The following is a 25,310-nucleotide window of genomic DNA, read 5'->3' as shown; positions in this document are numbered from 1 at the left end:
GCGGTGATATCATGCAACTCGATTTTTCTATCGTCCCGCCCTATACCGAACTCCTGATGACCGGCGTCTGGTGGACGCTCATCATCGCCGCATCCTCATCTATCGTTAGTTTTTTCGGTGGCATCGCATTTGCCCTGCTTGTTCTCTACGGCAACTGGCTGGTGCGCTATCCGGTCCGCTTCTTCATCTGGCTGTTCATGGGCACGCCGCTGCTTCTGCAACTCTTCCTGCTCTATTACGGCCTCTCGCAGATCGGCATCAACATTCCTGCCGTATGGACTGGTATCATCGGACTTGGCCTGCATTTTGCGGTCTATAATTCGGATATCTTCCGCACCGCGATCCTGACTGTCGATCCGGGGCAGAATGAGGGCGCCCGTTCGTTGGGCTTCGGCAGTGGCCAGACACTGCGCTACATCATCGTGCCGCAAGCTGTCCGCAACGCGCTACCGCAGGTGGGCAACAATCTGATTGCTCTCTTGAAGGACACGGCACTCGTGTCGGTGATCGGCATTACAGAGCTGGTGCATGCGTCACAGCAGGCGATCAGCGAAACCTACAGCCCGTTTGAATTCTACATCACTGCCGCAGTGATCTTCTACGTACTCAATCTCATCCTGGAAGCCGGATTGCACTGGATGGAAAAGAAAGTCGAGGCTTACCGATGAGCAACAGCAAACCCATGGTGGAAGTGCGCGACGTCCACAAGGCTTACGGCGCACTCGAAGTTCTCAAGGGCATCAATCTGTCGGTCGAGCGTGGACAGATCATCGCCATTATCGGCCCTTCCGGTTCCGGTAAAAGTACGTTGCTGCGCTCCATCAACCACCTGGAAACGGTCAACTCAGGTCAGATACTGCTGGACGGCATTCAGGTGAACCAGTCGTTGAACGGGCGGGCATTCGAGCGGCATATCAATGCCGTGCGCCAGCAGATGGGCATGGTTTTTCAGCACTTCAATCTGTTTCCGCATCTCAATGTCATGGAAAACATCACGCTCGGCCCCATCAAGTTGAAGGGCAAGAGCAAGCAGGAAGCGCAGGAACTTGCCGTTTCTCTTTTGAAAAAGGTCGGCCTCGCCGACAAGGCCAGTATGTACCCGTCGCGACTGTCGGGCGGTCAGAAGCAGCGCGTGGCTATTGCCCGTGCGCTTGCGATGCAGCCCAAAGTCATGCTGTTCGATGAAGCAACCTCCGCGCTCGACCCGGAACTGGTCGAGGAGGTCAATCAGGTCATGAAGCAGCTGGCACAGGAGCACATGACCATGCTCATCGTGACCCACGAAATGCGTTTTGCCGCTGAAGTCTCCGACAAGGTGCTCTTCATGGACAAGGGCGTTGTGGTTGAGGAAGGCAAGCCGGATGTCATCTTCAGGAATCCGGAAAATGAAAGAACGAGAGCGTTCCTGAGAAAGCATCTCAACCAGTAAGTTGATGTTTGGAGCAGTTCCGGCAAAAGTGTGAAACGGTTTTGCGTCTGAAACTGCGAAAACAATTAGTCAGATCGTGAAAACCTGCCTGTGCCTTGTTCGAGGTGCGGAGACGGGGAACTATTGAGCGAGGAAAGACCGTGGCATCCCCAAATAAATGGAACCCGACAGAACGGGTGAGAGAACTCTCCTATCGCATGGTAAAATGGCCAAGCGAGACCGGAACACCTGATGAGGCATCGTTCGGTCCGAAGCTTGCCGAACTTTTGCGCGAGATTCCTTATTTCCAGAAAAACCCGGACGACATCGCTGTCATCGATAGCCACGGTTCACCGATGACCAAGAATGTCATCGCGGTCGTCCGCGGCACGGGGCGCAGAACCCTGGCTCTGGCGGGCCATTTCGACGTGGTGGAAACTGCAAACTACCGCGATTTGAAGCATCTGGCCTTCGAGCCGGATGCCTTGTTGGAAGCGCTTCTCGCCGATCTTACCAGCCGCCCGCTTGCTCCGAACGAGGAAAAGGCACGCGCCGACTTCCAGAGCGGAAATTACATCCCCGGTCGGGGCATGCTCGACATGAAGAGCGGTGTTGCCGCTGGCATCGCCACACTCGAATATCTCTCGCAGCAGCCGGATCGCGAAGGCAATCTGATCCTGTTTGCAACCCCTGACGAAGAGCGCGGTTCGCGGGGAATGCGCAGCCTGCGCGATGCTTTGCCGGAACTTGCCGAACGCTGGGGCCTCGACATCGTCGCCGGTATCAATCTGGATGCAACAAGCGATCAAGGTGACGGTGCGGAAGGCCGCGCCATTTATCGCGGCACCATCGGAAAGCAGCTTCCCTTTGCCTTCGTGGTCGGGCAGCCTTCGCATGCGAGCTATCCGTTCGAAGGTGTCAGCGCGCATCTCATTGCATCGGAAATCATGCGGGCAGTGGAAGCCAATGCAGCTCTTTGTGATACAGCGGATGATGAAGTTTCGCCGCCCCCGATCTGTCTTGAAGCGCGGGATTTCCGCGGTGGCTATGAAGTGACTACGCCGGAACGAACATGGATTGCCTTCAACTGGCTCACCCATTCCGTCTCGCCCGATGCTTTGTTCCAGCGGTTCAAGGCGGTTGTCGGCGAGGCACTGGATCGTGCGATCAAGCACTTCAATGTTGAGGCTGAACGCTTCGCAAAGCTGGTTGGCAGCGATGCAGACGCCAATCACAAGGGTCGAATTCTGACCACTGCCGAGCTGCGCGACGAAGTCCGGCGTATTGGTGGTGACGCGGCACTGGAACGGATAGCCGCATTGGAAGCCGAGCTCTCAAGCAGCGACAACCCGCTTCTCATCACGCGGGAACTCGTCAATGCGATGGTTGCCGCGGCGCATATTACAGGCCCGACGGTCATTATCGGTTTCGGAAGCCTTGTCTATCCACATGTTCGGATGGGGACCGAAACGGCAGAAGAACTGCGTTTTGCGGAAGCTCTGGAAACCGCGCGCGTGGATGCGGAGCGCCAGTTTGATACGACGATCCGATATAGGGAAATCTTTGCCGGGATTTCGGATATGAGCTTCTTCGGTCATATCCCTGACGCGATGGATAGCGAAGTCATCGCGGCCAACACGCCTGCTGCTCAGTTTATCGACCGTGCCAATCCAAAGGCGCTTTCTTATCCTGTAGTAAATATCGGTCCATGGGGACGCGAATATCATCAGCGGCTGGAACGGGTCTATGCGCCCTATGCCTTTACGGTGCTGCCGCAGTTTCTTTATGGCATCGCTGCGCGCTTCCTGAAGTCATAAAGGCTCGCTGTCCTTCACCTGGCCTGATTGACTGTTATAGCGATCATGTGGAGGACATCGTCAGCGCTGCAGCCGCGCGAGAGGTCGTTTGCGGGTTTGGCGAGGCCCTGGAGCACGGGGCCGATGGCTTGTGCGCCGCCGATGCGCTGGGCAATCTTGTAGCCGATATTGGCGGCTTCGAGATTGGGGAAGACAAAGACATTGGCATTGCCCTTCAGCGGGGAATCCGGTGATTTGGCATGGCTGATCGCTTCCACGAATGCCGTGTCGAACTGCAATTCGCCATCAATGCACAGATCGGGCTTGCGCTCCCGCACCGTCCGGGTTGCCTGCACCACCTTCGACACACGCTCATGGGCGGCGCTACCGCCGGTGGAGAAGGACAACATGGCAACGGCTGCGTCCTTTTCCATCAGTTGGCGGTATGAATCGGCCGACTGGATGGCGATATCGGCAAGCTGCGCGGAATCCGGTTCCACCACGAGGCCGCAATCGGCAAAGACGAAAGCGCCCTTCTTTTGATGATGCGACTGGCACAGCAGCATCAGGAAGAAGCTTGAAACGAGTGAAGCGCCTTCAGCCTTGCCGATGATCTGCAGGGCATGGCGCACCACATCGGCGGTCGTTGCGACTGCGCCAGCCACCGTCCCATCCGCATCGCCTTCGCGTACCATCATGGCGGCGAAGCCAAGCGGTGTCTTCACCATCGCCTCAGCCTGTTCTTCCGTCATGCCCTTGGCCTGACGCAGCCGATAGAGTTTTTGCGCATAATCCGCGCTCAAGCTCGATGTCCTGGGATCGATGATCGCGATCTTCAATCCGTCGATCTGGCTGCCGATGATGCTTTCGGACCCCAGAAGCGTGATGCGGGCAATGGCTTCACGCTCGGCACGCAGCGCCGCATCGATGATGCGCGGATCTTCGCCCTCGGCCAGTACGATGTGGCGCGGCCTCGACCGGGCTTTCTCAAAAATCTTTTCCAATGGCAGCATGGCGCAATCTTTTCAAAAGGCCGGGAGTTGCGCTCCCGGCCTGATCATTACAGCATGTCTCCCGAAAGTGGGAACCGGTTTCGGGATAAAGACATGCGTAAAAACAAACGGATAGAGCATTTCCAATGACACAATCAAAACAGGAAATGCTCTGACGAACTGGTTCAGACAGGCATTTGCTGGCGCATATCGGCCTTGTCGATACCGGCCACGACGACGGGCTTCTTCATCGCATCGCGGCGGAATGGTTCGCCCAGTTCCTGATTGAGCACGACTTCGATGAAGGTGGTCACCCCCTTGGCCTGCTCGTCGATTGCCGTCTGCAAGGCCTCGGTGAGCGCCTGCTGGCTATCGACGGTCACGCCCTTGAGGCCGCAGCCATCCGCCACCTTGGCGTAGCTCAGGTTCGGATTGAGCTCGGTGCCGACGAAGTTGTTGTCGTACCACAGCGTCGTATTGCGCTTTTCGGCACCCCACTGATAGTTGCGGAAGATGACCATGGTGATTGCAGGCCAGCCCTTGCGACCGATGGAGGTCATCTCGTTCATGGAGATGCCGAACGCGCCGTCGCCGGCAAAGCCGACCACCGGCGTGTCGGGCTGGCCGATCTTGGCGCCGACGATGGACGGGAAGCCATAACCGCAGGGGCCGAACATGCCCGGCGCCAGATATTTGCGTCCGTGCTCGAAGCTTGGATAGGCATTGCCGATGGCGCAATTATTGCCGATGTCGGTGGACATGATGGCATTCTTCGGCATGCCGGCCTGAATGGCGCGCCATGCCTGTCGCGGCGACATGCGGTCCTTTTCGCGCTCGCGGGCACCGGCATTCCAATGCGTGCCCGGATCGTCATCTTCATGATCCATCGAGGAAAGCTGCTGCAACCAGGCGGACTTGCGCTGATGGATGAGTTGCTTGCGCTCGTCACGACCGGCATTGCCTGCATTGGCTCCCAGCTGGTCGAGGATCTGCTGCGCAACCTGCCTGGCGTCGCCGCAAATGCCGACCGATATCTTCTTGGTGAGGCCGATGCGATCGGGATTGATATCGACCTGGATGATCTTGGCGTCCTTCGGCCAGTAATCGATGCCGTAGCCTGGCAGCGTCGAGAACGGATTGAGACGGGTGCCGAGCGCCAGAACCACATCGGCCTTGGAGATCAGCTCCATCGCGGCCTTGGAGCCGTTATAGCCGAGTGGACCTGCGGACAGCGGATGGGTGCCGGGAAAGGCATCATTATGCTGATAGCCGCAGCAGACCGGCGCATCGAGCCTTTCGGCAAGCGCGATGGATTCCGGGATTGCACCACCAATGACGACACCGGCACCGTTGAGAATGACCGGGAATTTTGCTTCCGTCAGAAGCTTTGCGGCCTCGGCAATGGCATCGCGTCCGCCGCTCGGGCGTTCCAGCCGCACGATCTGCGGCAGGTCGACATCGATGACCTGGGTCCAGAAATCGCGCGGAACGTTGATCTGTGCCGGTGCGCAGCCGCGCCATGCCTTCTCGATCACCCGGTTCAGCACTTCGGGAATGCGGGTCGCATCGCGCACTTCTTCCTGATAGCAGACCATCTCCTCGAACAGCGCCATCTGGTCCACTTCCTGAAAGCCGCCCTGACCGATGGTCTTGTTGGCAGCCTGCGGAGAGACGAGCAGCATCGGCGTGTGGTTCCAGTAAGCCGTCTTGATGGCGGTCACGAAGCCGGTCACGCCCGGACCGTTCTGGGCAATCGCCATACCCATCTTGCCCGTCACACGCGTATAACCGTCACAGATCAGCGCCGCATTCGTCTCATGCGCGCAATCCCAGAACGTAATGCCAGCCTTCGGAAACAGATCCGAAACCGGCATCATCGCAGAACCGATGATCCCAAATGCATGCTCTATACCATGCATCTGCAAAACCTTAACAAACGCTTCTTCCGTCGTCATCTTCATGGCAGTGAATTCTCCTAAGCTACTTTTTCATAGGTTGGCGCGGGGGCATTTTGTGCCGATAACGCGCGTTTCCTGTCTTCCAGGACCATCTGGGCCAGTTTCGCGCCGATCATCATCGCCGGTGCATTTGTATTGCCGGAGACAATTTCCGGCATGATCGAGCAGTCTGCGACGCGCAGACCTTCAATGCCGCGAACACGCAACCGATCGTCGACAACAGAGCGCTCGTCGACGCCCATCCGGCAGGTGCCGGTTGGATGGTAGATCGTGGTGGAATTGCTTCGCGCCCAATCGAGCAATTCGTCATCGCCATTGAGATCAGCTGTCGGTCTGAACTCCTGCGCAATTGCAGATTTAAGCGGTTCAGTCCGTGCGATGCGACGTGCGATGCGAATTCCCTCGACCAATGTCTGCTGGTCGTTTCTGGTTGCCAGATAGTTGGGCTGAATGACTGGATGGTCGAACGGGTTGCCGGAGCGCAAGCTGATCGTTCCACGACTTTCCGGACGTAACTGGCACACCGATTGGGTGAAGGCAGAGAAAGGATGCACACCTTCGCCGGGGCTGTCTGCCGACCATGGCTGGATGTGAAACTGAATATCCGGCGTGGCAAGTTCGGGTCGCGTCTTGACAAATCCGAAGACCAGGCTGGCGGCCATCGTCATGGGGCCGGTCCGAAACAGTGCATATTCGAGACCGATTGCAGCCTTTTTGATGAGACTGCGAACTTCATCATTGAGTGTAGGCTCGTTGCATTTGAAAACCAGCCGGGCCTGCAAATGGTCCTGCAAGTTCTGGCCCACTTCCGGCACGTTGCGATGAACAGAAATGCCGTGATTGGCCAGTTGTTCAGCCGGGCCGATGCCGGACAGCATAAGTATCTGCGGTGAGCCGATAGCTCCAGCGCACAGGATAATCTCATGTCTGGCATGGATCGTGTAGCGTGTGCCGTCCGGGCGCTGATATTCCACCCCTGTCGCGCGACCATCCTGGATGACGACACGCATGATGTGAGCATCGGTCTCGACGGTCAGATTTTGTCTATGACGGATCGGGCGCAAGAATGCCGCTGCGGAAGAGCATCTGCGTCCCTTGTGCATGGTAAACTGAAAATGCCCCACGCCCTCCTGCGTCGCTCCGTTATAGTCGGGGTTGTAATCATAGCCATTCGCACGGGCCGCCTCGATCCATTTTTCGCAGATCGCCCGCTTCAGGCGTGGGTCCGACACCTGCAACTCACCCATGGTTCCACGGTTTGTGGCTGCCGGGCGATGGAACGTTTCGAAACTCTCGAAAACTGGACCGACATCCTGCCAGGACCAGCCGGAATTGCCGAACTGTGCCCAACGATCATAGTCCTCTTTCTGGCCGCGCACATAAAGCAGACCGTTGAGCGACGACGAGCCGCCGAGCACCTTGCCACGCGGCCAGTTCAGACTGCGCCCGTTCAATCCCGAATCCGGTTCTGTCTGATAGCACCAGTCATAGTTGGGATCGTGCATTGTGCGAAAATAGCCGACCGGAACGTGAATCCATGGATTGCTATCCTTACGGCCGGCTTCCAGCAGGTGAACGGTGACCGAAGGGTCAGCACTGATCCTGTTGGCCGCGATGCAACCCGCCGAACCGGCACCCACTACGATGTAGTCTGCTACTTCATTCATAAAGAACTTCCTCCTGACGGGGGCCGTGTCGCACGATGGAAACGGCGCCCTGTCTTGCTGCACACTGCAGCCTGCTGGTTCCGCTAGTGGATTGAATTTGGCGCTTGATACCCGGGGACATGGAACTCGTTTCAAACGTCAAATTCGCCAAATCCACTAGAACCGTTTTCGCCTGCGCTCGATTGCAACAGCGGATGCCAACGACACCACAGCCGCAAACACTACGTAGACGCATACCCAGAAAGGGTCGTTGTTATTGATGGACATCAGATAGGTGGCGATCATCGGCGTCAGACCAGAAGCGATGATGCCCGAGAACTGATAGACGAAGGATATGCCGGTATATCTGACTGTAGGATCGAACAGGTCTGCGAACAGGGCAGCTTCCGGCCCGTAGCACATGGGATAGATGATGCCGAAAGGCAGTACGATGCCCAGAACGATCAGCGCTGGCACGCCTGTCGACATGAGCCAGAAAGCCGGGAAAACGCTCAAACCCAGCAGAAGAGATCCCCATGCATAGGTAACAGGTCGCCCGATCCGGTCGGACAGGCGTCCGAACAGGGGAATGAATACGATCATGACCACGGCGGCGGCGCAGACGGTCCACAATGCTGCCGTCCGATCAAGCCCGGCAAAACGGGTCAGGTACAGGATCGAGAAAACGGCAAAGATATTGAAGAATACGCCGTCAATGTAACGGGCACCCATGCCGAGAATGACGTTACCCGGATAGCGCTTGATCATGGTGGTGAAAGGCAGACCCTGATCCCGACCGCGAGACGCAGCCTTGGCTTTTTGAAATTCGGGGCTTTCCTGAATATTAGACCTGATCCATGTCCCCAGAAAGACAAGTACGATTGATCCAATAAAGGCAGCGCGCCAGCCCCATGCCATGAATTGCTCGTCGGGCAGAAGTGACAGGAGCGCCATGACACCTGACGACAGGAACAGGCCCAGAGACAGACCGATCTGCGGCAGCGAAGCGTAGAAGCCACGCTTGTCCTTGGGTGCATATTCGTAAGCCATCAGCACCGCCCCGCCCCATTCACCCCCAATGCCAATGCCTTGAAGGACACGAAGGAACAAAAGAGCCACGGGGGCCATCAGGCCGATAGTTTGATAGCCGGGCAAGAGCCCGATGGCGACAGTAGCCCCGCCCATCATCAGCAAGCTGACGATCAACATCGCCTTACGCCCGATCCGGTCGCCGAAATGTCCGAAAACGAGGCCGCCCAAGGGCCGAGCGACAAAGCCTACCGCAAAAGTCGCGTAGGCCAGCATGATGGAAACGGTTTCGTTATCCGATGGAAAGTAAAGGTGGTTGAAGACGATGCCCGCCACCACACCATAAAGAAAAAAGTCATACCACTCGATGGTGGAGCCGATCAGACTGGCAAAGACGACTTTCCTGACATCATTCGCCTGGCTGCTGCTCCTCACAGCATCCACTGTTGTATCCGACATGACGCCCTCCTGCGTTTTGACGGTTATGGCCCGACCCACACTCCTCCTGTGGATCGCGATGTCGTTAGCCTTGGTTTAAAACGCATGAGAGTCAATCATTTTTTGAGACGATTTGTCTCGAAAATATCAACTTATTGAATTCACCGGATATAAATTCGCTTGGTTACGTCTCTGGGCTGGGTTAAACCACTAGGAAATCTCAGCGTGACGTAGTGTTTTCATGAAGAATGAATCCAATAATCTGATTGCCAGTCCAAGTATAAGGAACCTGCAGATTCTTGAGTTGCTGGGTCGTCAACGACGCGCAATGACACCTGCAGAAATCATTGACGAACTCAAACTGCCCAAGCCGACAGTGCACCGTCTGCTGGCCTATCTGGAAGAGCAGGGTTTTCTCGCCAAGAACGTTGATGGGAAGAGTTATCTGCCCGGTGCTCGCTTCCGCGAGATGGCAATCGGCGCCATGCATGCTTCACTGAGCAGCCTTCCAAGCAGAAATGTTCTGATCTGGCTCAATCAGCAGATCGGAGAAACCTGCAATCTGGCGGTTCCCGACAATGATGCGATGATTTATGTCGATCGCGTGGAAACGCAGTGGCCGTTGCGCATTGCGCTTCATATCGGTTCGCGTGTGCCGCTCCATGCCACTGCGGCAGGGAAAGTCACACTCAGCCTGCTTTCGGAAGAAGCGTTCGAACGCTATCTCCTCACCGGAGACAAGCAGTCCTTCACCAACAAAACCATTGTCGATACGACGATGCTTCGCGAGGAAATCGAGCTTGTGAGGGTACGTGGGTTCGCGACGGACCAGGAAGAGCTCGTTGACGGTATGATTGCTGTTGCAGTGCCTGTCATGGATGCGCGGCGCAATTTTTGCGCCACGCTGTCGTTCCATGCACCGACCCAGCGTCTGTCTCTGGAACAGGGGCTTACCCATCTTGAAAATCTGCGACAGGCAGCGGAAAAGCTTGGCAAGTTTATCTGACTAGCCGCGACGGCGTCATCTTGTGGAAGATTGTCGGGGCAAAGCAATTGCCCCGCTCCGTTCAGCCTATCGAGACAAGCTCGCGTGAAAGAGCGTTCATCGTTTCCGCTCCATCGGGTGTGATAAGGAACTGTTCTTCGATCATCAGGGCTCCCAGTCCGTTTGCATAAAACGGGGCTTCTACTGCCAGCACCATATTCGGCTCGAAGACCATATCGTTTTCGTGCGAGATGAAAGGCCATTCCTCGATCCCGAGCGCCGAGCCGACGGAGTGCCCGAAATGCCCGCGATAATATTCGCTAAAGCCATGACTCCGCATGGTAGAGAGCATTGCTTCGTGAATCTGTCCGAATGTATTGCCGGGCTTCAGCAGCGATGTTCCGGCCTGAAAGGTTTCCAGAAGCGCTGTGTAGAGCTGTTGGGCGAGGGGAGCGGGCTTGCCCAGAACGAAGGTGCGGGCGCCATCAGACGAATATCCATTTACCAGCGCGCCGACATCGGCCTTGATGAGGCCGCCTTCTGCCAGTTGCGCCGCAGGATTTTGAAGGTTCGGTCCCACCGTGATATAGGCCCAGTGGCCGGACAGGCTCTGGCCATTTGCTTTGGTGGCACCCATGGCCCCGGTCAACCAGGCATCAGACAGTTCTGTGGCTGTTGAACCGGATCGTACTGCGTTCGCCATATTCTGCAATCCGTCTTCCGCATAACGGGCTGCATTGCGTAGCAATTCGATTTCGCGGGGGCTTTTTATCAGGCGCAGCCGCTTTACGATGCTGGAAGCATCGCGCCATTGGGCAGAAGGCAGGATTTCTTTCAATCGTGCAAAGTCGGCTGCAGGCATGAATTCAAGGTCGATGCCGAGGCTGGCTCGAGCGAGGCCACGCTCAGCAATCATATCGCCAAGCAGTTGAAAGGCTGCTTTCTGGTCGAAGGTTTCTGGACGGGGGCCGATATTGCCGCTGTTACGATAGGCGGTGTTGATGTCTTCTATCGTATGGGCGTCTCGAACCGTGACGGCATCAATCCAGATTCGATGCGAGCGAAAGTCGATATCGTCAGGCGTCGTGCCTGCTGCTGGCAGAGCCTGATCGCTCACAACGGCACCAAGACGCGCCGAGGCATCTGCCGGGACCAATGCTATGGCCGAGCCAGCGCGTCCCCACATTGTGGCCACGCCCGCCGTAAGCCCGGTAGCATAGCGAAAATTTTCCGGCTGAAAAAGCACCAGTGCATCCAAGCCCTCCGCAGTGAGCAATTTCTGTATGCGGTGCCGATCCATAAAAGTCATGGCTGATCTCTTGAGGTTATGTGCTTTGTCAGTCGCCTTATATCGAACGCTTTGCGCGATCGTCCGGATGGTTCGTCTAATAGATTGACTCTTTATGGAATAAATTTCTAATAATTCCCACCATCTCATGGTGCCGCCGCTTACCGATGCTCTCGCGGACGCGGTATAAGCGTTGCTAACGGAGAGCCTGTAGGACGCTTTCCACGCAGGAGAATAATATGGGCGGCTTAAACATTCGTGATCGCAAATCTGGACTGGCTTACTGGAGCTTGAGTGCGGCATTGGCCGTGACGCTCGGTATCGGATCGTTCAGCCAGGCGCTGGCGCAGGAAAGCGACCCGGACGCGACAATCAATATCGGTTCGCTCTACGAGCCGCAAAACCTCGACAATACTGCCGGTGCGGGGCAGGGCATCAACGAAGCCTTCAACGGCAATGTCTATGAGGCCCTGTTTCGGCTTGCTGATGACGGCAAGGTTGAGCCGGTTCTGTCGAAGGATTACAGCGTCAGCGATGACGGGCTGACCTATACGTTCAAGCTGCAGCCGGGCGTGACTTTTCACTCTGGAGCGCCGCTGACTTCCAAGGACGTCAAATTCTCCATTGAGCGCGTTGCCGCACCGGAATCGAAAAGCTCGCGCAAAAGCAGCCTCAAGACCATTTCGGCCGTTGAAACTCCGGACGATGAAACTGTCGTCGTCAAGCTGTCCTCGCGCTCCATCTCGCTGCCTTACAATCTCAGCTATGTATGGGTGGTGAACGACGAAGCGAAGGATCTGCAGTCGAAGGAAGATGGAACCGGACCTTACGAGTTGGAAGACTGGCGCCGTGGGTCGTCTCTGTCGATGAAGCGCTTCGATAAATATTGGGGCGCCAAGCCGAAAAACGGCGAGGTGGTCTTCCAGTATTTCACCGATGCCAGTGCACTGAACAATGCTTTGCTGACTGGCTCGGTGGATATCATCACGTCGGTTCAAAGCCCGGATTCTCTGGCGCAGTTCAAGGATAATCCTGATTTCACCGTCAGCGAAGGGCAATCCACCACCAAGCTGCTGCTGGCCTATAACGACCGCGTTGCGCCGTTCGATAATGTCAAAGTGCGCAAGGCGCTTGCCCGTGCTATCGACGACCAGAAGCTTTTGAAGGCTGTATGGGGCGATTACGGTACGCTGATCGGCTCGTTCGTTCCGCCGACAGATCCGTGGTATGTCGATCTCACCAAGGTTGACGCCTATGATCCTGAAAGTGCCAAGGAACTTCTCAAGGAAGCTGGTTATCCGGATGGTTTCACGTTCACTATTGATACGCCGAACTATGATCCGCACCCGATTGCCGCCCAGTTCATCCAAAGCGAGTTGGCCAAGATCGGTGTAACGGTCAAGATCAACGTCATCACCGCCAATGAATGGTACACGAAGGTCTATAAGGCACATGATTTCCAAGCCACCTTGCAGGAACATGTGAACCATCGTGACATCGTCTTCTATGGCAATCCCGATTTCTATTGGGGTTACAACAATCCAAAAGTCGTCGATCTTATCAAGGAAGCCGAAGCCAGCACGACCACGGATGAACAGACGGCCAAGCTGACGGAAGCCAACAAGATCATTGCCGAAGATGCGGCCAGCAACTGGTTCTATCTCTATCCGCAGATCGTTGTTTCGAAGAAATCAGTGAGCGGTTACCCGATCAATGGCCTGAATTCCCAGTTCTTCGCTTATGACATCGTGAAGGCGGAAAAATAACCGCCTGTCGATATCGAGAACATCAACTCGACAGAGCGCGCCGCCTGAATTAATTTCCGGCGGCGTTGTCGCATTTGCATGAGGGTCTGAGCGCTGCCCCTCACATCGGAGAGGTAAACGCTATTTTCGCCTATATCATTCGCCGATCGGCCATATTGGTTCTGTCGGTTTTCATCGCTTCAATCGTGCTGTTTCTGCTGTTGCGCCTGTTGCCGGGCGATCCTGCCAATGCGCTTGTTTCTGTCGGCGCGGACGCCGCGCAGATCGAGGCCGCGCGCAAGCAGGTCGGTTCGGACCTGCCGCTTTATGAACAATTTTTGCGTTTCATCGGCAGCCTGTTACGCTTCGATCTTGGTAATTCCTTTGTGAGCGGAGCACCGGTTCTCGCGGAGATCGGCAAACGGCTGATCGTGACCGTACCGTTGACGTTAATGGCATTCGTCGTTGCAATCATGATCGCGGTACCACTCGGCATTCTGTCGGTCGTGCGCCAGAATCGCTGGTATGGATCGCTGATATCTGTCGTTTCCCAGCTCGGCATTGCCGTGCCAGTTTTCTGGATTGGCATTCTGCTGGTCTGGTTTTTCGCAGTTAAGCTCCGGCTGTTTCCTTCGGGTGGTTTCCCGTCACGCGGATGGCAATCGGCGCCCGCTGCTTTTCAGTCGCTGATATTACCGGTCGCGACAATTGCCATCGTCATGTCGGCCTCATTGATCCGTTATGTCCGTTCAGCCACCCAGGACGTGCTTGGCAGCGATTATCTTCGCACCGCGCGGGCGCTTGGCGCAACATTCTCGCAGGCGCTTGTTCGCCACGGTATTCGCAACGGCGCCGTTCCGGTGATCTCGATACTTGGTATTGAGCTTGCCTCAACTTTGCTCGGTGCCGTGGTAGTCGAGCGTGTGTTCTCGCTGCCTGGCCTCGGTTCGATGCTTCTGCTCGGCATAGAGCAGCGCGATTATCCCAACGTTCAGGGTGTTCTGTTTGTATCGACGCTTCTGGTATTGCTGGTTGGCTTCGCCGCAGATCTCCTGCAACGGCTGATCGATCCGCGCTTGCGCCAGCGGTCCGCGGGAGGTCGCGCATGACGGGGCCTGCTGATACGACGCTCGCCGTCCGGGATGAAAAGCCTGCTTACCGACTGCCATGGCCCCTTATTGTGGGTGGATTGCTGCTGGGATTGCATCTGGCTGTCGCTCTTCTCTCGCTGGTCTGGATACCTTACGGCGTCGGCGAAATGGTGGGCGGACGACTGGAGGCTCCGTCCTGGCTGCATTGGGCCGGCACGGATCGTCTGGGACGTGATCTGATGACGCAAATCATGATCGGTTCGCGCATTGCGCTTGTCGTCGGCTGTGGAGCCATCGCGCTCAGCGCAGTGATTGGCGTGACGATGGGTGTTCTTGCTGCATTCGCGACCCAGACGCTCGATGATGTGCTGGCGGCAACGCTCGATATCCTCATTGCCTTCCCAACACTGTTGCTGGCCATGCTGATCGTGGCTTCGAGCGACGGTGCAAGCCTGACGACCGCCATCGTGGCCATCGGTATCGCCGGATCGGCCATTGTGGCACGTCTGACGCGCATTCTTGCCAAACGTGTTCTGGCGATGGATTACATTACGGCGTCACGCATTTCCGGCACATCGTGGCTTGGGCTGGTCCGCATCCATGTGCTGCCGAACATCTGGCCGACGCTGATTGTCAATTTTGCGCTTCAGTTCGGGCTGGCGGTGATCGCGGAAGCATCGCTTTCCTATCTTGGTCTTGGCGCTCCACCGCCCAATTCATCCTGGGGACGGCTTCTGCAGGAGGCGCAAGCGTCGGTTTATACGGCGCCGTTCGGTGCCATAGCACCCGGTCTGGCGCTTGTCTCATTGGTGATAGGGCTCAATCTGTTTGCCGACGGGCTGCGTGACGTGGCCGATCCAACGCGAAGGAGGCAACGTTGAGCTCATTGCTGAATGTAGAAAACCTTCAGATAGAAACGGCAGGCAGGTTTCTGATCTCCGGTGTTTCGCTGTCGGTTGGACAGGGTGAAAGGGTTGGCCTGATCGGTGAATCTGGTTCAGGCAAATCGTTGACGGCTCTTGCCATCATGGGACTGTTGCCGGATGGCATGCGGGCAAGCGGATCGATCACGCTCGACGGCCATCAGGTGATAGATGCGCGAGACCGGGACCTGGTGCCGTTGCGTGGGCAGAGCATTGCAACTGTCTTTCAGGAGCCGATGACGGCGCTAGACCCACTGATGCGGATTGGCAAACAAGTCGGTCTGGTCGTTCGTCGTCGCGCTCTTCGGGATGGTCGCAGAATTGGGCAAGCTGAAGTGAATGCAGAGGTCCACTTGCTTCTGGAGCGTGTATCCCTGCCGGACCCGGAACGCATTGCCCGTTCCTGGCCACACGAAATATCGGGCGGCCAGCGCCAGCGTGCGGCCATCGCAATGGCTCTTGCCTGTCGCCCCAAGCTTTTGATTGCGGACGAGCCGACGACGGCGCTCGATGTCACCACGCAGGCCGAGATTTTGAAACTGCTGGAGCAACTGGTGCGGGACGAGGGCATGGGACTTCTGTTCATAAGTCACGATTTGCCGGTGGTTGCGACCGTTACTGAACGCGCGCTGGTCCTGCGGCACGGAAAACTTATAGAAGAAGGGCCGGTTGCGGCACTCTTCACCGATCCGCAGCAGCCATATACGCAGGGGCTTGTGGCTGCTGCACGGGCGTTTGATGCTGCGCTGGAGGTTGCGCGATGACATTGATGGACCTTTCGGGCGTTTCCTTCGCCTATACAGGCGGCAAGACAGTTCTGCACGATGTCGATCTGAAACTTGAAACCGGAAGCAATCTGGGCATCGTCGGTGAATCGGGGTCCGGCAAGACGACCATCTTGAAACTATTGCTCGGGCTGCAGCGCGCATCATCCGGGAATGTTTCGTTTCGCGGGGAGCGTCTGGATATTCGCAATCGCAGTTTTATGCGCGACTTCCGCCGTTCGGTGCAGGCGGTATTTCAGGATCCCTATTCATCGCTCGATCCACGTCAGCGTGTCTTCGATATTATTGCCGAGCCGTTGCGGTCTCTGAAAGTCGAAACCGACATCGCGCAGGCTGTTGCGCAGGCGCTTGCTTCCGTTGATTTACCTGCGGATGCTGCCCGCCGCTATCCGCACGAGTTTTCCGGTGGCCAGCGCCAGCGTATCGCCATAGCCAGGGCAATTGTCTCGAAGCCTGATCTAATCATAGCAGACGAAGTGGTCAGCGCGCTCGATCTGACAACACGGGCCCGTATCATTGATCTCATGCGCTCTCTTTCAGAACGCACGACTTTCGTGGTGGTGTCGCACGACATCGCACTGGTTGCGCTCTTGTGCGAACGGCTGATCGTTCTGGAAAAGGGCCGGATCGTGGAACAGGGCAATACGCGGGACATTCTGGCCGATCCGCAGCATGCCTATACGAGGAAACTGCTGACCAGTTTGCCGAGAATGCCTCAACCGGCCTGATGATCGAAGCCGGTCGAGAGGTCGTAGCAAGTAACGTAAGACAACTGGCCCTTTCGGGTAGGGTTATTTGCGCAGTTCTGCTTCGATCTGATCGAGAACCTGATCCTTGCCGATACCGGTCAGGAACGGCAGGCCCTTGATGACGGGCTTGGTCACTGAAGCCGAAATGGGAGTCGTGGAAACGATGAAATCCACATTGTCGGCCAGCGACGCGACTTCAGTTGCTTTCGCCTGCTGAGCATTGAAGGTAAGCCCGCGTTTTTTCATTTCTTCGGTAACGGTTGCGTTCACTGCCGTAGACGTCGCTACGCCGGTGCCGCAAGCGAAGAGAATTGTTTTTATTCTGGCCATGGTTTCCTCCGATGTTCGTGCACTCAGCGGAACGCGCGAATGTCGTATTTTTGTTATCTCGAATTCGGTTGTAAAGGCTCAAGCCTTTCGGGTGGAATGTCTTTATTGCAGAGCAGTTTCAACATCCTCAAGCGTGCGCGCTGCCTTCAACCTGTCGAGTGCGTCAGCGTCCTGAATGGTTGCCATGATCTGCTGCAAGGTCTCAATCTGTTTGTCCTTGTCATCGATGGCAAGCAGAAACACATATCCAACGGGGACAGCTTCTTCCGGGTCTTCCATATTGGCAAAATGGATAGGCGATTTCAGGGTGGCGAAAGCAATACCAGCCCTGATAACATGCTCAGGATCGGTATGCGGGACGGCAACGTTCTCCTCGCGTTCCAGCGGCAATCCCGTCGGCATCGACAGCTCACGACTGACGACTGCGTCGGCATAGCTTGGCTTTACATAGCCCAGCTTCTCCAGTTTTCCTGCCAGAATCCGGATGATCTCTTCATTGGTCTTTGCCTCGCTCTGAAGTTCGATCGCTTGTGGATCGAGAAAATTAATCAGACCAGCAGCCATTCCATTCTCCATTCAAAGAAGGTCGCACGCCGATCTCGACGTGCGACTTGTATTTCAGGCATCGTGCATTGCCGCTGTTAAGCGGCAATTTCATCTGCAGGCTCGTCCTCGGCACCTGCGGCGCGTTCCCATGCCAATGTATTGCGACGATAGAGCATGAAAAGTGCTGCAATAACAATGGCAATCACAGCGATACCAAAAGCACCAAGCCACTGGATGGCAGAGATGATGACATAAGGCACCCACAGGAATCCATCGACCACCGAAGTGATCTGCAAGGCGTTTTCAGGCAGCTTGAAGCCAGACGAAACTGCGGCGCTGGTGAACAATGGCGCAAGTGCATTAGCGACATAGAAGCCGATGGCGAGCGTGATGGTTCCAACGACGACCATGCGGAACACGTTTCCTTTCAGGAGCGGCGCCGTCATGGCGACGATGAACGGAATGACGGCAAGATCGGCGAACAGGATCACGCGGTTTCCTGGCAGGATGACCGATAGAATGATCGCAATCGGCACCAGAATGAGTGACGACGAGATTGCAGCCGGATGTCCGATCAGGATTGCCGAGTCGAGACCGACGAGAAGTTCGCGGTCTCCTGTACGCTTGCGCACAAATTCCTGTGCCGCATCAGAAACCGGCAGCAGTCCTTCCATCAGGATTTTGACCATGCGCGGCAGAAGCAGCATGACCGCCGCCAGTGTCATGCCGGTGCCGAGAACCTTGGCGAGAACCGTGCCGAAATCTCCAGCATTGTAAAATGCGATAAGACCGAGCACCAGGCCGATGATCAGACCGAGCACGACCGGCTCGCCGAACACGCCGAAGCGGCGTTCGATGGTCTCGGTGCTGATGTTGATTTTATTGATGCCGGGAATACGATCCATGATCCAGTTGAGCACGATGGCAATCGGCAGAATTTGCGCTGAAGCCAGATGCGGTACGGAAACGCCCGGTACGCCGTAGAACTGCTGAACCGCGCGCGCGGACCAGTCTGCGAACAACAGAGACAAAGCGGCTACAAGTGCCGCAATGATGATGCCGTAGGCGAGGTTGTCCGTTGCAGCAACAACCAGCGAGCCGACGAAAGCAAAGTGCCAGAAATTCCATACGTCGACATTCAGCGTGCGCGTCCAGCGAAGCAGCAAAAGGACGATGTTGACCAGAATGCCAACTGGAATAACCCACAAGCCCACCGATGAGCCAAAGGCGATTGCAGCAGCGGAAGGCCAGCCGACATCGACGATATCGCGCTTGATGCCGGTATTGGTGACGATAGCCTGGGCCACTTCACCAATAGAGGTGAACATAAGCCCCAGAACAAGGTTGATGCCGATGAAAGCGACGCCGATGGTAACGGCTGCGCGGAAAGCTTTGCCAACTTTCGCACCGAGTACCACTGCAATGATGAAAATGACGATAGGCAGCAGCACGGTCGCCCCAAGAGTGTCGACTGCCGTTTTTAATCCGCTCAGAAATGCGTCCATTTATTTCTCCTCCCCCCGGAGCACTTCCCAAAGTGCGCCGAGCTAACAGAACGCCATTATTAGCTCGCACGTATCGACGTTTCAAAATGTGAATTGAGCGAAACGGCAGAACATTTGTATTTTATAGCAAACTAAAGTTGAATAACAAGATGGCATTTGGAATGACTGCCCGCCTTGTCTGATATGAACACTGGTATTGACTTAGAAACAAATGTTCATTAATCGATGATGCAGCAGAGGAGACTGCGAGAATTTTGCAGGGACATTCAGGAGGAAACGATGGCAACCAATGTGGCGTTGACAGGTTTGGCGCGTGACATGCAGGCGCGTGCGGATAGTGGGCGACCAATCCGCATCGGACTGATTGGTTCAGGCGAAATGGGTACCGATATCGTCACGCGTGTTGCGCATATGCCGGGTATCGAAGTTGGTGCTATCTCCGAACTGCGTATTCCCAATGCACTCAAGGCCGTCGATATTGCTTTTCAGGAAGAAGGTCATGGCCGTGAGGTTTCAACCGCTTCCGATCTGACTGCTGCCATGGAAGCGCATAAGGTTGCCGTAACAGACAACGCCAATCTGATCCTCGAAAACGATCTTATCGATGTTGTGATCGACGCAACCGGCGTTCCGGCTGTCGGTGCAGAGATTGGCCTGCGCGCCATGGAACACGGCAAGCATCTGGTCATGATGAATGTCGAAGCAGACGTGACAATCGGCGCTTATCTGAAAGCGGAAGCCGAGCGTCTTGGTGTTACCTATTCGCTGGGCGCTGGGGACGAGCCGTCATCTTGCATGGAGTTGATTGAGTTTGTGACTGCCATGGGTCATCCGATTGTGGCGGCAGGCAAGGGCAAGAACAACCCGCTCAATATCGATGCCGTCCCTGATCAATATATGGAAGAAGCCACGCGCCGTAACATGAACGTGCGCATGCTGGTGGAATTCGTAGATGGTTCAAAAACCATGGTCGAAATGGCCGCCATTGCCAATGCGACAGGTCTTGTCCCGGATAAAGCCGGTATGCACGGTCCCGCTGCAACGCTCGACCAACTCAACAAGACACTGATCCCTGAAAAGGACGGCGGTGTGTTGTCCAAAGTTGGTGTGGTTGATTATTCGATCGGTAAGGGTGTAGCGCCCGGTGTTTTTGTCGTCGCCGACATGTCGCATCCACGTATTTCCGAGCGCATGGAAGACCTGAAGATGGGCAAGGGTCCATATTTCACATTCCATCGCCCGTATCACCTGACGTCTCTCGAAGTGCCGCTCACCTGTGCCCGCGTTGTTCTTTACGGCAAGCCGGATATGGTTCCGCTTTCAAAGCCGGTCGCGGAAGTGGCCGCGGTTGCCAAGAAGGACATGCAGCCGGGCGAAAAGCTCGATGCAATCGGCGAATATTGCTACCGCGCATGGATCATGACATCGGGCGAGGCACGTAGCGCACATGCGATCCCTTGCGGGCTTCTGCAAGGCGGCAGCGTGACCAAGCCGATCAAAAAGGGCGAGCTCATCACTTACGATAATGCGGCTGTAGCTCCCGGCTCAAAAATTGCTGAACTGCGCGCGCGTCAAGACAAGCTCGTTTACGGAGCGTGAGGACAAAATATCATGGTTCAAGCCAAAAAAGTCGAACCGCAGGATACGGGCGACCGTCATAACTTGCCTTATGCCTTCCGCACCTATTCGCCGGAGCAGCTGAAGGAAGCCCTGCATAAGATGTATCTTATCCGCCGCTTTGAAGAAGGCGCGGAAGAAAGCTACACGCGCGGTCTCATTCACGGAACAATGCATCTTTCCATCGGGCAGGAAGCGAGCGCGATGGGATCCTGCCTGCCGCTAAACGATGATGACATGATTACGTCGACCCATCGCGGCCACGGTCATTGCATCGCCAAGGGCGCTGACGTGAAGCGTATGTTTGCTGAGTTTTTTGGCAAGGAAACAGGCTATTGCAAAGGCCGTGGCGGCTCGATGCATATCGCCGATGTTTCCAAGGGAAATCTCGGTGCAAACGGTATTGTGGGTGGCGGTATTCCGATCGCGGTCGGTGCTGCGCTTTCCGCCAAGAAGCAGAAGAATGGCAAGGTAGTCGTATCGTTCTTTGGTGATGGCGCAAACAATGAAGGCGCTTTCCACGAAGCGCTCAATATGGCCTCCGTCTGGAAGCTTCCTGTTGTTTTCGTTTGTGAAAACAATGGCTACGGCATGTCTACCTCCACCAAGCGCTCGACAGCTGTTGCCAATGTTGCAGACCGCGCCTCGGCCTACAATATGCCCGGCGTGATCGTCGATGGTAACAATCTGTCGGAAGTGGCGGAAGCCGTGAATGAAGCCACCGAGCGCGCACGGCGTGGTGATGGTCCGACACTTATTGAAAACAAGACATACCGTATTCGCGGTCATTCCAAGAGCGATCGCAACCGCTATCGCACCAAGGAAGAAATCGAGCATTGGCAAAATGATCGCGATCCAATCGCGCATTTTGAGGCCGACTTGAAAGCCTATGGCTTCATCAATGACGCCGAGATCGAGGAAATCCGCGCTCAAGTGGAGAAGGAAATCGCTGATGCGATCGAGTTTGCCAAGAACAGCCCGGCACCTGATCTGACCAACCTGACCCGCGACGTTTACACGGACGATATTTAAATATGGACACGACAATCCGTGAGTTGAGCTATTCGCAAGCCATCCAGGAAGCAATGGCAATTGCCATGGAACGCGACGACCGCGTATTCCTGATGGGTGAAGATATTGGCGTCTACGGCGGCGCATTTCAGGTGACTGGTGATCTGGTGCACCGTTTCGGTGAAGACCGGGTCATGGATACGCCGATTTCAGAACTGGGCGGTGCAGGTGTTGCTGTCGGTGCAGCACTGACCGGTATGCGCCCGATCTTTGAGTTCCAGTTTTCTGACTTTGCAGCACTTGCGATGGAACAGATCGTTAATCAGGCTGCAAAAATCCGTTACATGCTTGGTGGTGCAGTTTCGGTGCCGCTGGTTATGCGGTTTCCGGCAGGTTCGGGAACGGGTGCTGCGGCGCAGCACAGCCAGAGCCTTGAAGCATGGCTTGGTCATGTTCCGGGCCTCAAGGTTTTGCAGCCAGCCACACCTTATGATGCCAAGGGCATGTTGCTTGCAGCCGTTGAAGATCCCGATCCAGTTATGATTTTCGAACATAAGCTGCTCTACAAGACCAAAGGCCCGGTTCCTGAAGGCTTCTACACCGTGCCAATCGGCAAGGCGGAAGTGGTCCGCGAGGGGCGTGATCTGACCATCGTTGCGACAGCGATCATGGTGCATAAGGCACTTGATGCGGCTGCTGAACTTGCCAAGGAAGGCATTGATGTTGAAGTGATTGATCTGCGCACCGTGCGTCCGATTGATCGTGAAACTATCATTAAAAGCGTCAAGAAGACCTCGAAGCTTCTTTGCGTTTATGAAGCGGTAAAGACCCTCGGTATTGGCGCAGAAGTCTCTGCCATTGTGGCGGAAAGTGATGCCTTCGACTATCTCGATGCGCCAATTGTGCGTCTTGGCGGAGCTGAAACTCCAATTCCTTATAATCCTGATCTTGAACGCGCGACCATTCCACAGGTGCCTGATATATTGAAAAGCGCTCGTGATTTGGCCAAGGGAGTGCGCTAGCCATGGCTGTGGAAGTCATTCTCCCCAAGGTCGATATGGATATGGAGACGGGGCAGATTTCGCGATGGTACGCCAAGGATGGCGATACCGTTACGAAAGGTCAGCTTCTCTTTGAAATCGAGACCGATAAAGCAGCAATGGAAGTCGATGCACCAGCATCGGGCATCATTGCAGATATCAGTGCGGCTGAAGGGACTGTTGTGCCTGTTGGTCAGGCTGTCGCCTGGATTTACGCTGAAGGCGAAGAACGTAACGGCAAGTCGGCTCCTGTCGTTGAGGAGCCGGCTGTTGTTGCGCCCCTAGAAGCGGCTATTGAAACAGCATCCCCAAAACAGGTTGAACCCAAGTCCTCCCAAGACGATGAAGCGGGTTCAGCCAATAATGTGCGGGCAACACCGCTCGCCCGTCGGCTTGCCCGCGAAGCAGGCATTGATCTTAGGTCCATTCAGGGTTCAGGCCCGAAAGGGCGCGTTCAGAAGAAGGACGTTGAGGGCAATTTCAGTGCCAAAAAACCTGTAAACACGGCGATCGCAGCAAAGCCATCTGCAAGTGGAACTACTGAACCTATTTCATCTGGACAGCTCAATGCAGTCTGGCTGCGTGAGGGTGAAGCAGGCCGTTTGCCGGTTGTTCTGATCCACGGTTTTGCTGCTGATCTCAATTCGTGGCGTGGTTTGTTTGCCGGTGCATCGCTCGGTCATCCAATTCTGGCGCTCGATCTTCCGGGACACGGCAATTCACCACGCGTTGTTCCTGAAAGCATCGACGAGATTGCAGCAAGCGTTGAGGCAACACTCGCATCATTGGGTGTAACATCCTGTCTTTTGGTCGGACATTCACTTGGTGGAGCTGTCGCGACTGTCACGGCGGCTCGCGGTGTTGTCGATGTGTGTTCGCTGCTGCTCATTTCGTCAGGTGGCCTCGGACCGCAGGTCAATGGTGCATTCATTAAAGGTCTCGTTGGTGCGAAAAGCGAAGCCAGCATCGTTCCATGGCTGAAATTGCTCGTCGCCGATGAGAGCCATCTGACGAAACCGTTTATCAATGCAACTGTCGCTCAGGCTACCGACACTGAACTGCGCAATACACAGGAAGCGATTGGCGCCCGGTTCTTTGCGGATGGCACGCAGACCTTTGAAATTCGCTCAAGCATTGCCTCGCTTGCGATGCCGGTGCGGCTTATCTTCGGTGCTGAAGACCGTGTTATCCCCGTTGCTCATGCGCATGGTTTGCCGGGGAAAGTGGGGGTCCACATTTTCGCACGCTGTGGACATATGCCACAAATCGAAGAGCGAACTGCGGTTTTGCAAATCCTTAAGGAGTGCGCAGCCGCTGCCAATTGATGCTGTTAGAAGAAAAGCACATCGTTTTGCGACGATGTGCTTTTTGCCTTTATTCGGAATACGCCTTGTCCTTGAGCATTTGTGCCGCGCTTTCTTCATCGGTGATAAGAACGGTCGGTTTCAGAAGCTCTATCGCGCCAAGCAGAGCGGCGATTTTCTCTTTGCCGCCTGATGTAAGAATACGCTGCGGCGTCTTCTGAAGGCTCTCAATTTTGGCCGACATGACGCGATCATGCACTGGATCATCGACGATCTTGCCGCTCTTGTCATAGAAGTGGAACAGCACGTCGCCGACGGCACCGTTCTCGATCAACGAAAGCTTCTGCGCCTCATCAATCAAGCCAACACGATAAGACGTGCTGCTGGCGGTCTGAATGTCACCGACACTGAGCAAAACCATGTCGAGTTCTTCGGCCATGTCCAGCACGGTATTTAATCCACAACGCTCGATAAGAGCGATCCGCGTTTCTTTGCTATCGACCAGAGCAGGGGCGGGGATCAGATAACCTTCGCCCTGAAAAATCTGCGCAAACTGCCACGCAAATTCCGGCGGATTTGAACGACGCGGCTGTACGATGCCGCCGAGCAGGGAGATGACTTTCAAATCATTGAGGGGACGTGCACCGATATGTTGCAGAGTGCTGGAAAGGGTACGCCCCCAACCCACACCAATCGTCATCCCGTGCTGCACTTTTTCTGACAGATATGCACCTGTGGCCGCACTGATCGGCGGTATAGGGTCGATGTCAGGCGAAGAGAGCGGCGCGACAATGGCGCGCTCAAGCCCGAAGGTTTTCTCAAGCTCAACTTCCAATGATGTCAGACTTGCCAGCTTGCCCTCAATCGTAATTTTTACTTCATTACGAGCGCGGGCATCAGCAAGAAGGCGAACGATTGTGACACGACCGACGCCCAGTGCTTCCGCGATATCATTCTGGGTCATTTGTTCGACGTAATACATCCACGCAGCGCGCGTTCGCAGCCGACTTGTGCGGTTTTCCGCAGCCACACCTTCCGATCCAATGATGAGGTCCGCTGCTTCCGGATTTTTCTGCGTCTTCTTGCCGGCCTTTTTCAAAACTGTCCCTCAAATTATTGGCGTA

The 25,310-nt window shown here is 55.6% G+C and carries 22 protein-coding genes; 13 read left to right on the top strand and 9 right to left on the bottom strand.

The annotated features are described in order from the left end of the window. Positions 1–11: 11 nt before the first annotated feature. The 3 genes from F9K94_RS17850 (at position 12) to F9K94_RS17840 (ending at position 3,225) form a co-directional block, all read left to right on the top strand. Entirely contained in the window at positions 12–668 is a 657-nt protein-coding gene (locus tag F9K94_RS17850; RefSeq protein WP_151647360.1) for an amino acid ABC transporter permease, read from the top strand. Next, positions 665–1,429, top strand: coding sequence for an amino acid ABC transporter ATP-binding protein (locus F9K94_RS17845; protein ID WP_151647358.1), 765 nt, complete (start codon positions 665–667; stop codon positions 1,427–1,429). The genes F9K94_RS17850 and F9K94_RS17845 overlap by 4 nt, the downstream gene beginning before the upstream one ends. 197 nt (positions 1,430–1,626) lie before the next feature. Next, positions 1,627–3,225: a M20/M25/M40 family metallo-hydrolase gene (locus tag F9K94_RS17840; RefSeq protein ID WP_151647722.1), complete on the top strand. Its 1,599-nt coding sequence runs from the start codon at positions 1,627–1,629 to the stop codon at positions 3,223–3,225. Positions 3,226–3,239: 14 nt separating this feature from the next. Here F9K94_RS17840 and pta read toward each other — a convergent pair whose 3' ends face one another. From pta to F9K94_RS17820, 4 genes are all read right to left on the bottom strand, one after another. Continuing rightward, positions 3,240–4,217 carry a phosphate acetyltransferase gene (gene pta / locus F9K94_RS17835; protein WP_151646443.1) on the bottom strand — a complete coding sequence of 326 codons (978 nt, stop codon included), beginning with the start codon at positions 4,215–4,217 and terminating at the stop codon, positions 3,240–3,242. 164 nt (positions 4,218–4,381) lie between these two features. Beyond that, positions 4,382–6,157, bottom strand: coding sequence for a sulfoacetaldehyde acetyltransferase (gene xsc / locus F9K94_RS17830; protein WP_151646445.1), 1,776 nt, complete (start codon positions 6,155–6,157; stop codon positions 4,382–4,384). A gap of 14 nt (positions 6,158–6,171) precedes the next feature. Then, positions 6,172–7,821 carry a GMC family oxidoreductase gene (locus tag F9K94_RS17825; RefSeq protein ID WP_151647356.1) on the bottom strand — a complete coding sequence of 550 codons (1,650 nt, stop codon included), beginning with the start codon at positions 7,819–7,821 and terminating at the stop codon, positions 6,172–6,174. Positions 7,822–7,977: 156 nt separating this feature from the next. Then, on the bottom strand, positions 7,978–9,288 hold the full coding sequence (locus F9K94_RS17820; protein WP_061345679.1) for an MFS transporter: 1,311 nt from the start codon (positions 9,286–9,288) through the stop codon (positions 7,978–7,980). A gap of 220 nt (positions 9,289–9,508) precedes the next feature. Between F9K94_RS17820 and F9K94_RS17815 the strand changes: the two genes are divergently transcribed. Continuing rightward, positions 9,509–10,273: an IclR family transcriptional regulator gene (locus F9K94_RS17815; RefSeq protein WP_151647352.1), complete on the top strand. Its 765-nt coding sequence runs from the start codon at positions 9,509–9,511 to the stop codon at positions 10,271–10,273. Between the two features lie 61 nt (positions 10,274–10,334). Here F9K94_RS17815 and F9K94_RS17810 read toward each other — a convergent pair whose 3' ends face one another. Further along, complete coding sequence (locus tag F9K94_RS17810) at positions 10,335–11,561, bottom strand: M24 family metallopeptidase (RefSeq protein WP_151647350.1); 1,227 nt, start codon at positions 11,559–11,561, stop codon at positions 10,335–10,337. Between the two features lie 218 nt (positions 11,562–11,779). Between F9K94_RS17810 and F9K94_RS17805 the strand changes: the two genes are divergently transcribed. The 5 genes from F9K94_RS17805 to F9K94_RS17785 all read left to right on the top strand — a co-directional run bounded on the left by F9K94_RS17805 (position 11,780) and on the right by F9K94_RS17785 (position 16,812). Further along, positions 11,780–13,306 (top strand): ABC transporter substrate-binding protein, encoded by a 1,527-nt coding sequence (locus tag F9K94_RS17805; protein WP_151647348.1) that lies wholly within the window; start codon positions 11,780–11,782, stop codon positions 13,304–13,306. 134 nt (positions 13,307–13,440) lie between these two features. Then, positions 13,441–14,394, top strand: coding sequence for an ABC transporter permease (locus F9K94_RS17800; RefSeq protein ID WP_268906963.1), 954 nt, complete (start codon positions 13,441–13,443; stop codon positions 14,392–14,394). Continuing rightward, on the top strand, positions 14,391–15,257 hold the full coding sequence (locus F9K94_RS17795) for an ABC transporter permease (protein ID WP_151647346.1): 867 nt from the start codon (positions 14,391–14,393) through the stop codon (positions 15,255–15,257). The genes F9K94_RS17800 and F9K94_RS17795 overlap by 4 nt, the downstream gene beginning before the upstream one ends. Continuing rightward, complete coding sequence (locus F9K94_RS17790; RefSeq protein ID WP_151647344.1) at positions 15,254–16,063, top strand: ATP-binding cassette domain-containing protein; 810 nt, start codon at positions 15,254–15,256, stop codon at positions 16,061–16,063. The genes F9K94_RS17795 and F9K94_RS17790 overlap by 4 nt, the downstream gene beginning before the upstream one ends. After that, positions 16,060–16,812, top strand: a complete 753-nt coding sequence (locus tag F9K94_RS17785) for an ABC transporter ATP-binding protein (RefSeq protein WP_151647342.1) — start codon at positions 16,060–16,062, stop codon at positions 16,810–16,812. Before F9K94_RS17790 ends, F9K94_RS17785 begins: the two co-directional genes overlap by 4 nt. Before the next feature lie 63 nt (positions 16,813–16,875). Here the strand turns inward: F9K94_RS17785 and F9K94_RS17780 are convergent, their stop codons facing one another. The 3 genes from F9K94_RS17780 to F9K94_RS17770 form a co-directional block, all read right to left on the bottom strand. Further along, positions 16,876–17,163, bottom strand: a complete 288-nt coding sequence (locus F9K94_RS17780) for a PTS sugar transporter subunit IIB (RefSeq protein WP_061345673.1) — start codon at positions 17,161–17,163, stop codon at positions 16,876–16,878. Positions 17,164–17,265: 102 nt separating this feature from the next. Continuing rightward, positions 17,266–17,727, bottom strand: coding sequence for a PTS sugar transporter subunit IIA (locus F9K94_RS17775; protein WP_151647339.1), 462 nt, complete (start codon positions 17,725–17,727; stop codon positions 17,266–17,268). 77 nt (positions 17,728–17,804) lie between these two features. Continuing rightward, entirely contained in the window at positions 17,805–19,214 is a 1,410-nt protein-coding gene (locus F9K94_RS17770) for a PTS galactitol transporter subunit IIC (protein ID WP_151647337.1), read from the bottom strand. A gap of 279 nt (positions 19,215–19,493) precedes the next feature. Here F9K94_RS17770 and F9K94_RS17765 point away from each other — a divergent pair, with 279 nt between their 5' ends. The 4 genes from F9K94_RS17765 to F9K94_RS17750 are packed head-to-tail and all read left to right on the top strand — an operon-like array spanning position 19,494 to position 24,207. Next, complete coding sequence (locus tag F9K94_RS17765) at positions 19,494–20,813, top strand: NAD(P)H-dependent oxidoreductase (protein ID WP_151647335.1); 1,320 nt, start codon at positions 19,494–19,496, stop codon at positions 20,811–20,813. Between the two features lie 12 nt (positions 20,814–20,825). Then, positions 20,826–21,863 carry a thiamine pyrophosphate-dependent dehydrogenase E1 component subunit alpha gene (locus tag F9K94_RS17760; RefSeq protein ID WP_061345669.1) on the top strand — a complete coding sequence of 346 codons (1,038 nt, stop codon included), beginning with the start codon at positions 20,826–20,828 and terminating at the stop codon, positions 21,861–21,863. A gap of 2 nt (positions 21,864–21,865) precedes the next feature. Continuing rightward, a complete protein-coding gene (locus F9K94_RS17755; protein WP_151647333.1) occupies positions 21,866–22,864 on the top strand; it encodes an alpha-ketoacid dehydrogenase subunit beta in 999 nt (332 codons plus the stop codon). 2 nt (positions 22,865–22,866) lie between these two features. Next, positions 22,867–24,207, top strand: a complete 1,341-nt coding sequence (locus F9K94_RS17750) for an acetoin dehydrogenase dihydrolipoyllysine-residue acetyltransferase subunit (RefSeq protein WP_151647331.1) — start codon at positions 22,867–22,869, stop codon at positions 24,205–24,207. Positions 24,208–24,256: 49 nt separating this feature from the next. On the opposite strand, the gene F9K94_RS17745 is transcribed toward F9K94_RS17750, so the two are convergent. Beyond that, complete coding sequence (locus F9K94_RS17745) at positions 24,257–25,285, bottom strand: sugar-binding transcriptional regulator (RefSeq protein ID WP_061345666.1); 1,029 nt, start codon at positions 25,283–25,285, stop codon at positions 24,257–24,259. Positions 25,286–25,310 lie beyond the last annotated feature (25 nt).

Source organism: Brucella tritici (genome assembly GCF_008932285.1).
GTDB lineage: Bacteria > Pseudomonadota > Alphaproteobacteria > Rhizobiales > Rhizobiaceae > Brucella > Brucella tritici.
This window is presented reverse-complemented; position numbering and strand designations above follow the sequence as displayed.

Bases quoted from the DNA above. Each gene is read 5' to 3' on its own strand.
- F9K94_RS17805 (WP_151647348.1), top strand. From the start codon at position 11,780: ATGGGCGGCTTAAACATTCGTGATCGCAAATCTGGACTGGCTTACTGG.
- F9K94_RS17780 (WP_061345673.1), bottom strand. From the start codon at position 17,163: ATGGCCAGAATAAAAACAATTCTCTTCGCTTGCGGCACCGGCGTAGCG.
- F9K94_RS17775 (WP_151647339.1), bottom strand. From the start codon at position 17,727: ATGGCTGCTGGTCTGATTAATTTTCTCGATCCACAAGCGATCGAACTT.
- F9K94_RS17845 (WP_151647358.1), top strand. From the start codon at position 665: ATGAGCAACAGCAAACCCATGGTGGAAGTGCGCGACGTCCACAAGGCT.
- F9K94_RS17850 (WP_151647360.1), top strand. From the start codon at position 12: ATGCAACTCGATTTTTCTATCGTCCCGCCCTATACCGAACTCCTGATG.
- F9K94_RS17765 (WP_151647335.1), top strand. From the start codon at position 19,494: ATGGCAACCAATGTGGCGTTGACAGGTTTGGCGCGTGACATGCAGGCG.
- F9K94_RS17785 (WP_151647342.1), top strand. From the start codon at position 16,060: ATGACATTGATGGACCTTTCGGGCGTTTCCTTCGCCTATACAGGCGGC.
- F9K94_RS17795 (WP_151647346.1), top strand. From the start codon at position 14,391: ATGACGGGGCCTGCTGATACGACGCTCGCCGTCCGGGATGAAAAGCCT.
- F9K94_RS17815 (WP_151647352.1), top strand. From the start codon at position 9,509: ATGAAGAATGAATCCAATAATCTGATTGCCAGTCCAAGTATAAGGAAC.
- pta (WP_151646443.1), bottom strand. From the start codon at position 4,217: ATGCTGCCATTGGAAAAGATTTTTGAGAAAGCCCGGTCGAGGCCGCGC.
- F9K94_RS17770 (WP_151647337.1), bottom strand. From the start codon at position 19,214: ATGGACGCATTTCTGAGCGGATTAAAAACGGCAGTCGACACTCTTGGG.
- xsc (WP_151646445.1), bottom strand. From the start codon at position 6,157: ATGAAGATGACGACGGAAGAAGCGTTTGTTAAGGTTTTGCAGATGCAT.
- F9K94_RS17750 (WP_151647331.1), top strand. From the start codon at position 22,867: ATGGCTGTGGAAGTCATTCTCCCCAAGGTCGATATGGATATGGAGACG.
- F9K94_RS17825 (WP_151647356.1), bottom strand. From the start codon at position 7,821: ATGAATGAAGTAGCAGACTACATCGTAGTGGGTGCCGGTTCGGCGGGT.
- F9K94_RS17820 (WP_061345679.1), bottom strand. From the start codon at position 9,288: ATGTCGGATACAACAGTGGATGCTGTGAGGAGCAGCAGCCAGGCGAAT.
- F9K94_RS17755 (WP_151647333.1), top strand. From the start codon at position 21,866: ATGGACACGACAATCCGTGAGTTGAGCTATTCGCAAGCCATCCAGGAA.
- F9K94_RS17760 (WP_061345669.1), top strand. From the start codon at position 20,826: ATGGTTCAAGCCAAAAAAGTCGAACCGCAGGATACGGGCGACCGTCAT.
- F9K94_RS17840 (WP_151647722.1), top strand. From the start codon at position 1,627: ATGGTAAAATGGCCAAGCGAGACCGGAACACCTGATGAGGCATCGTTC.
- F9K94_RS17810 (WP_151647350.1), bottom strand. From the start codon at position 11,561: ATGACTTTTATGGATCGGCACCGCATACAGAAATTGCTCACTGCGGAG.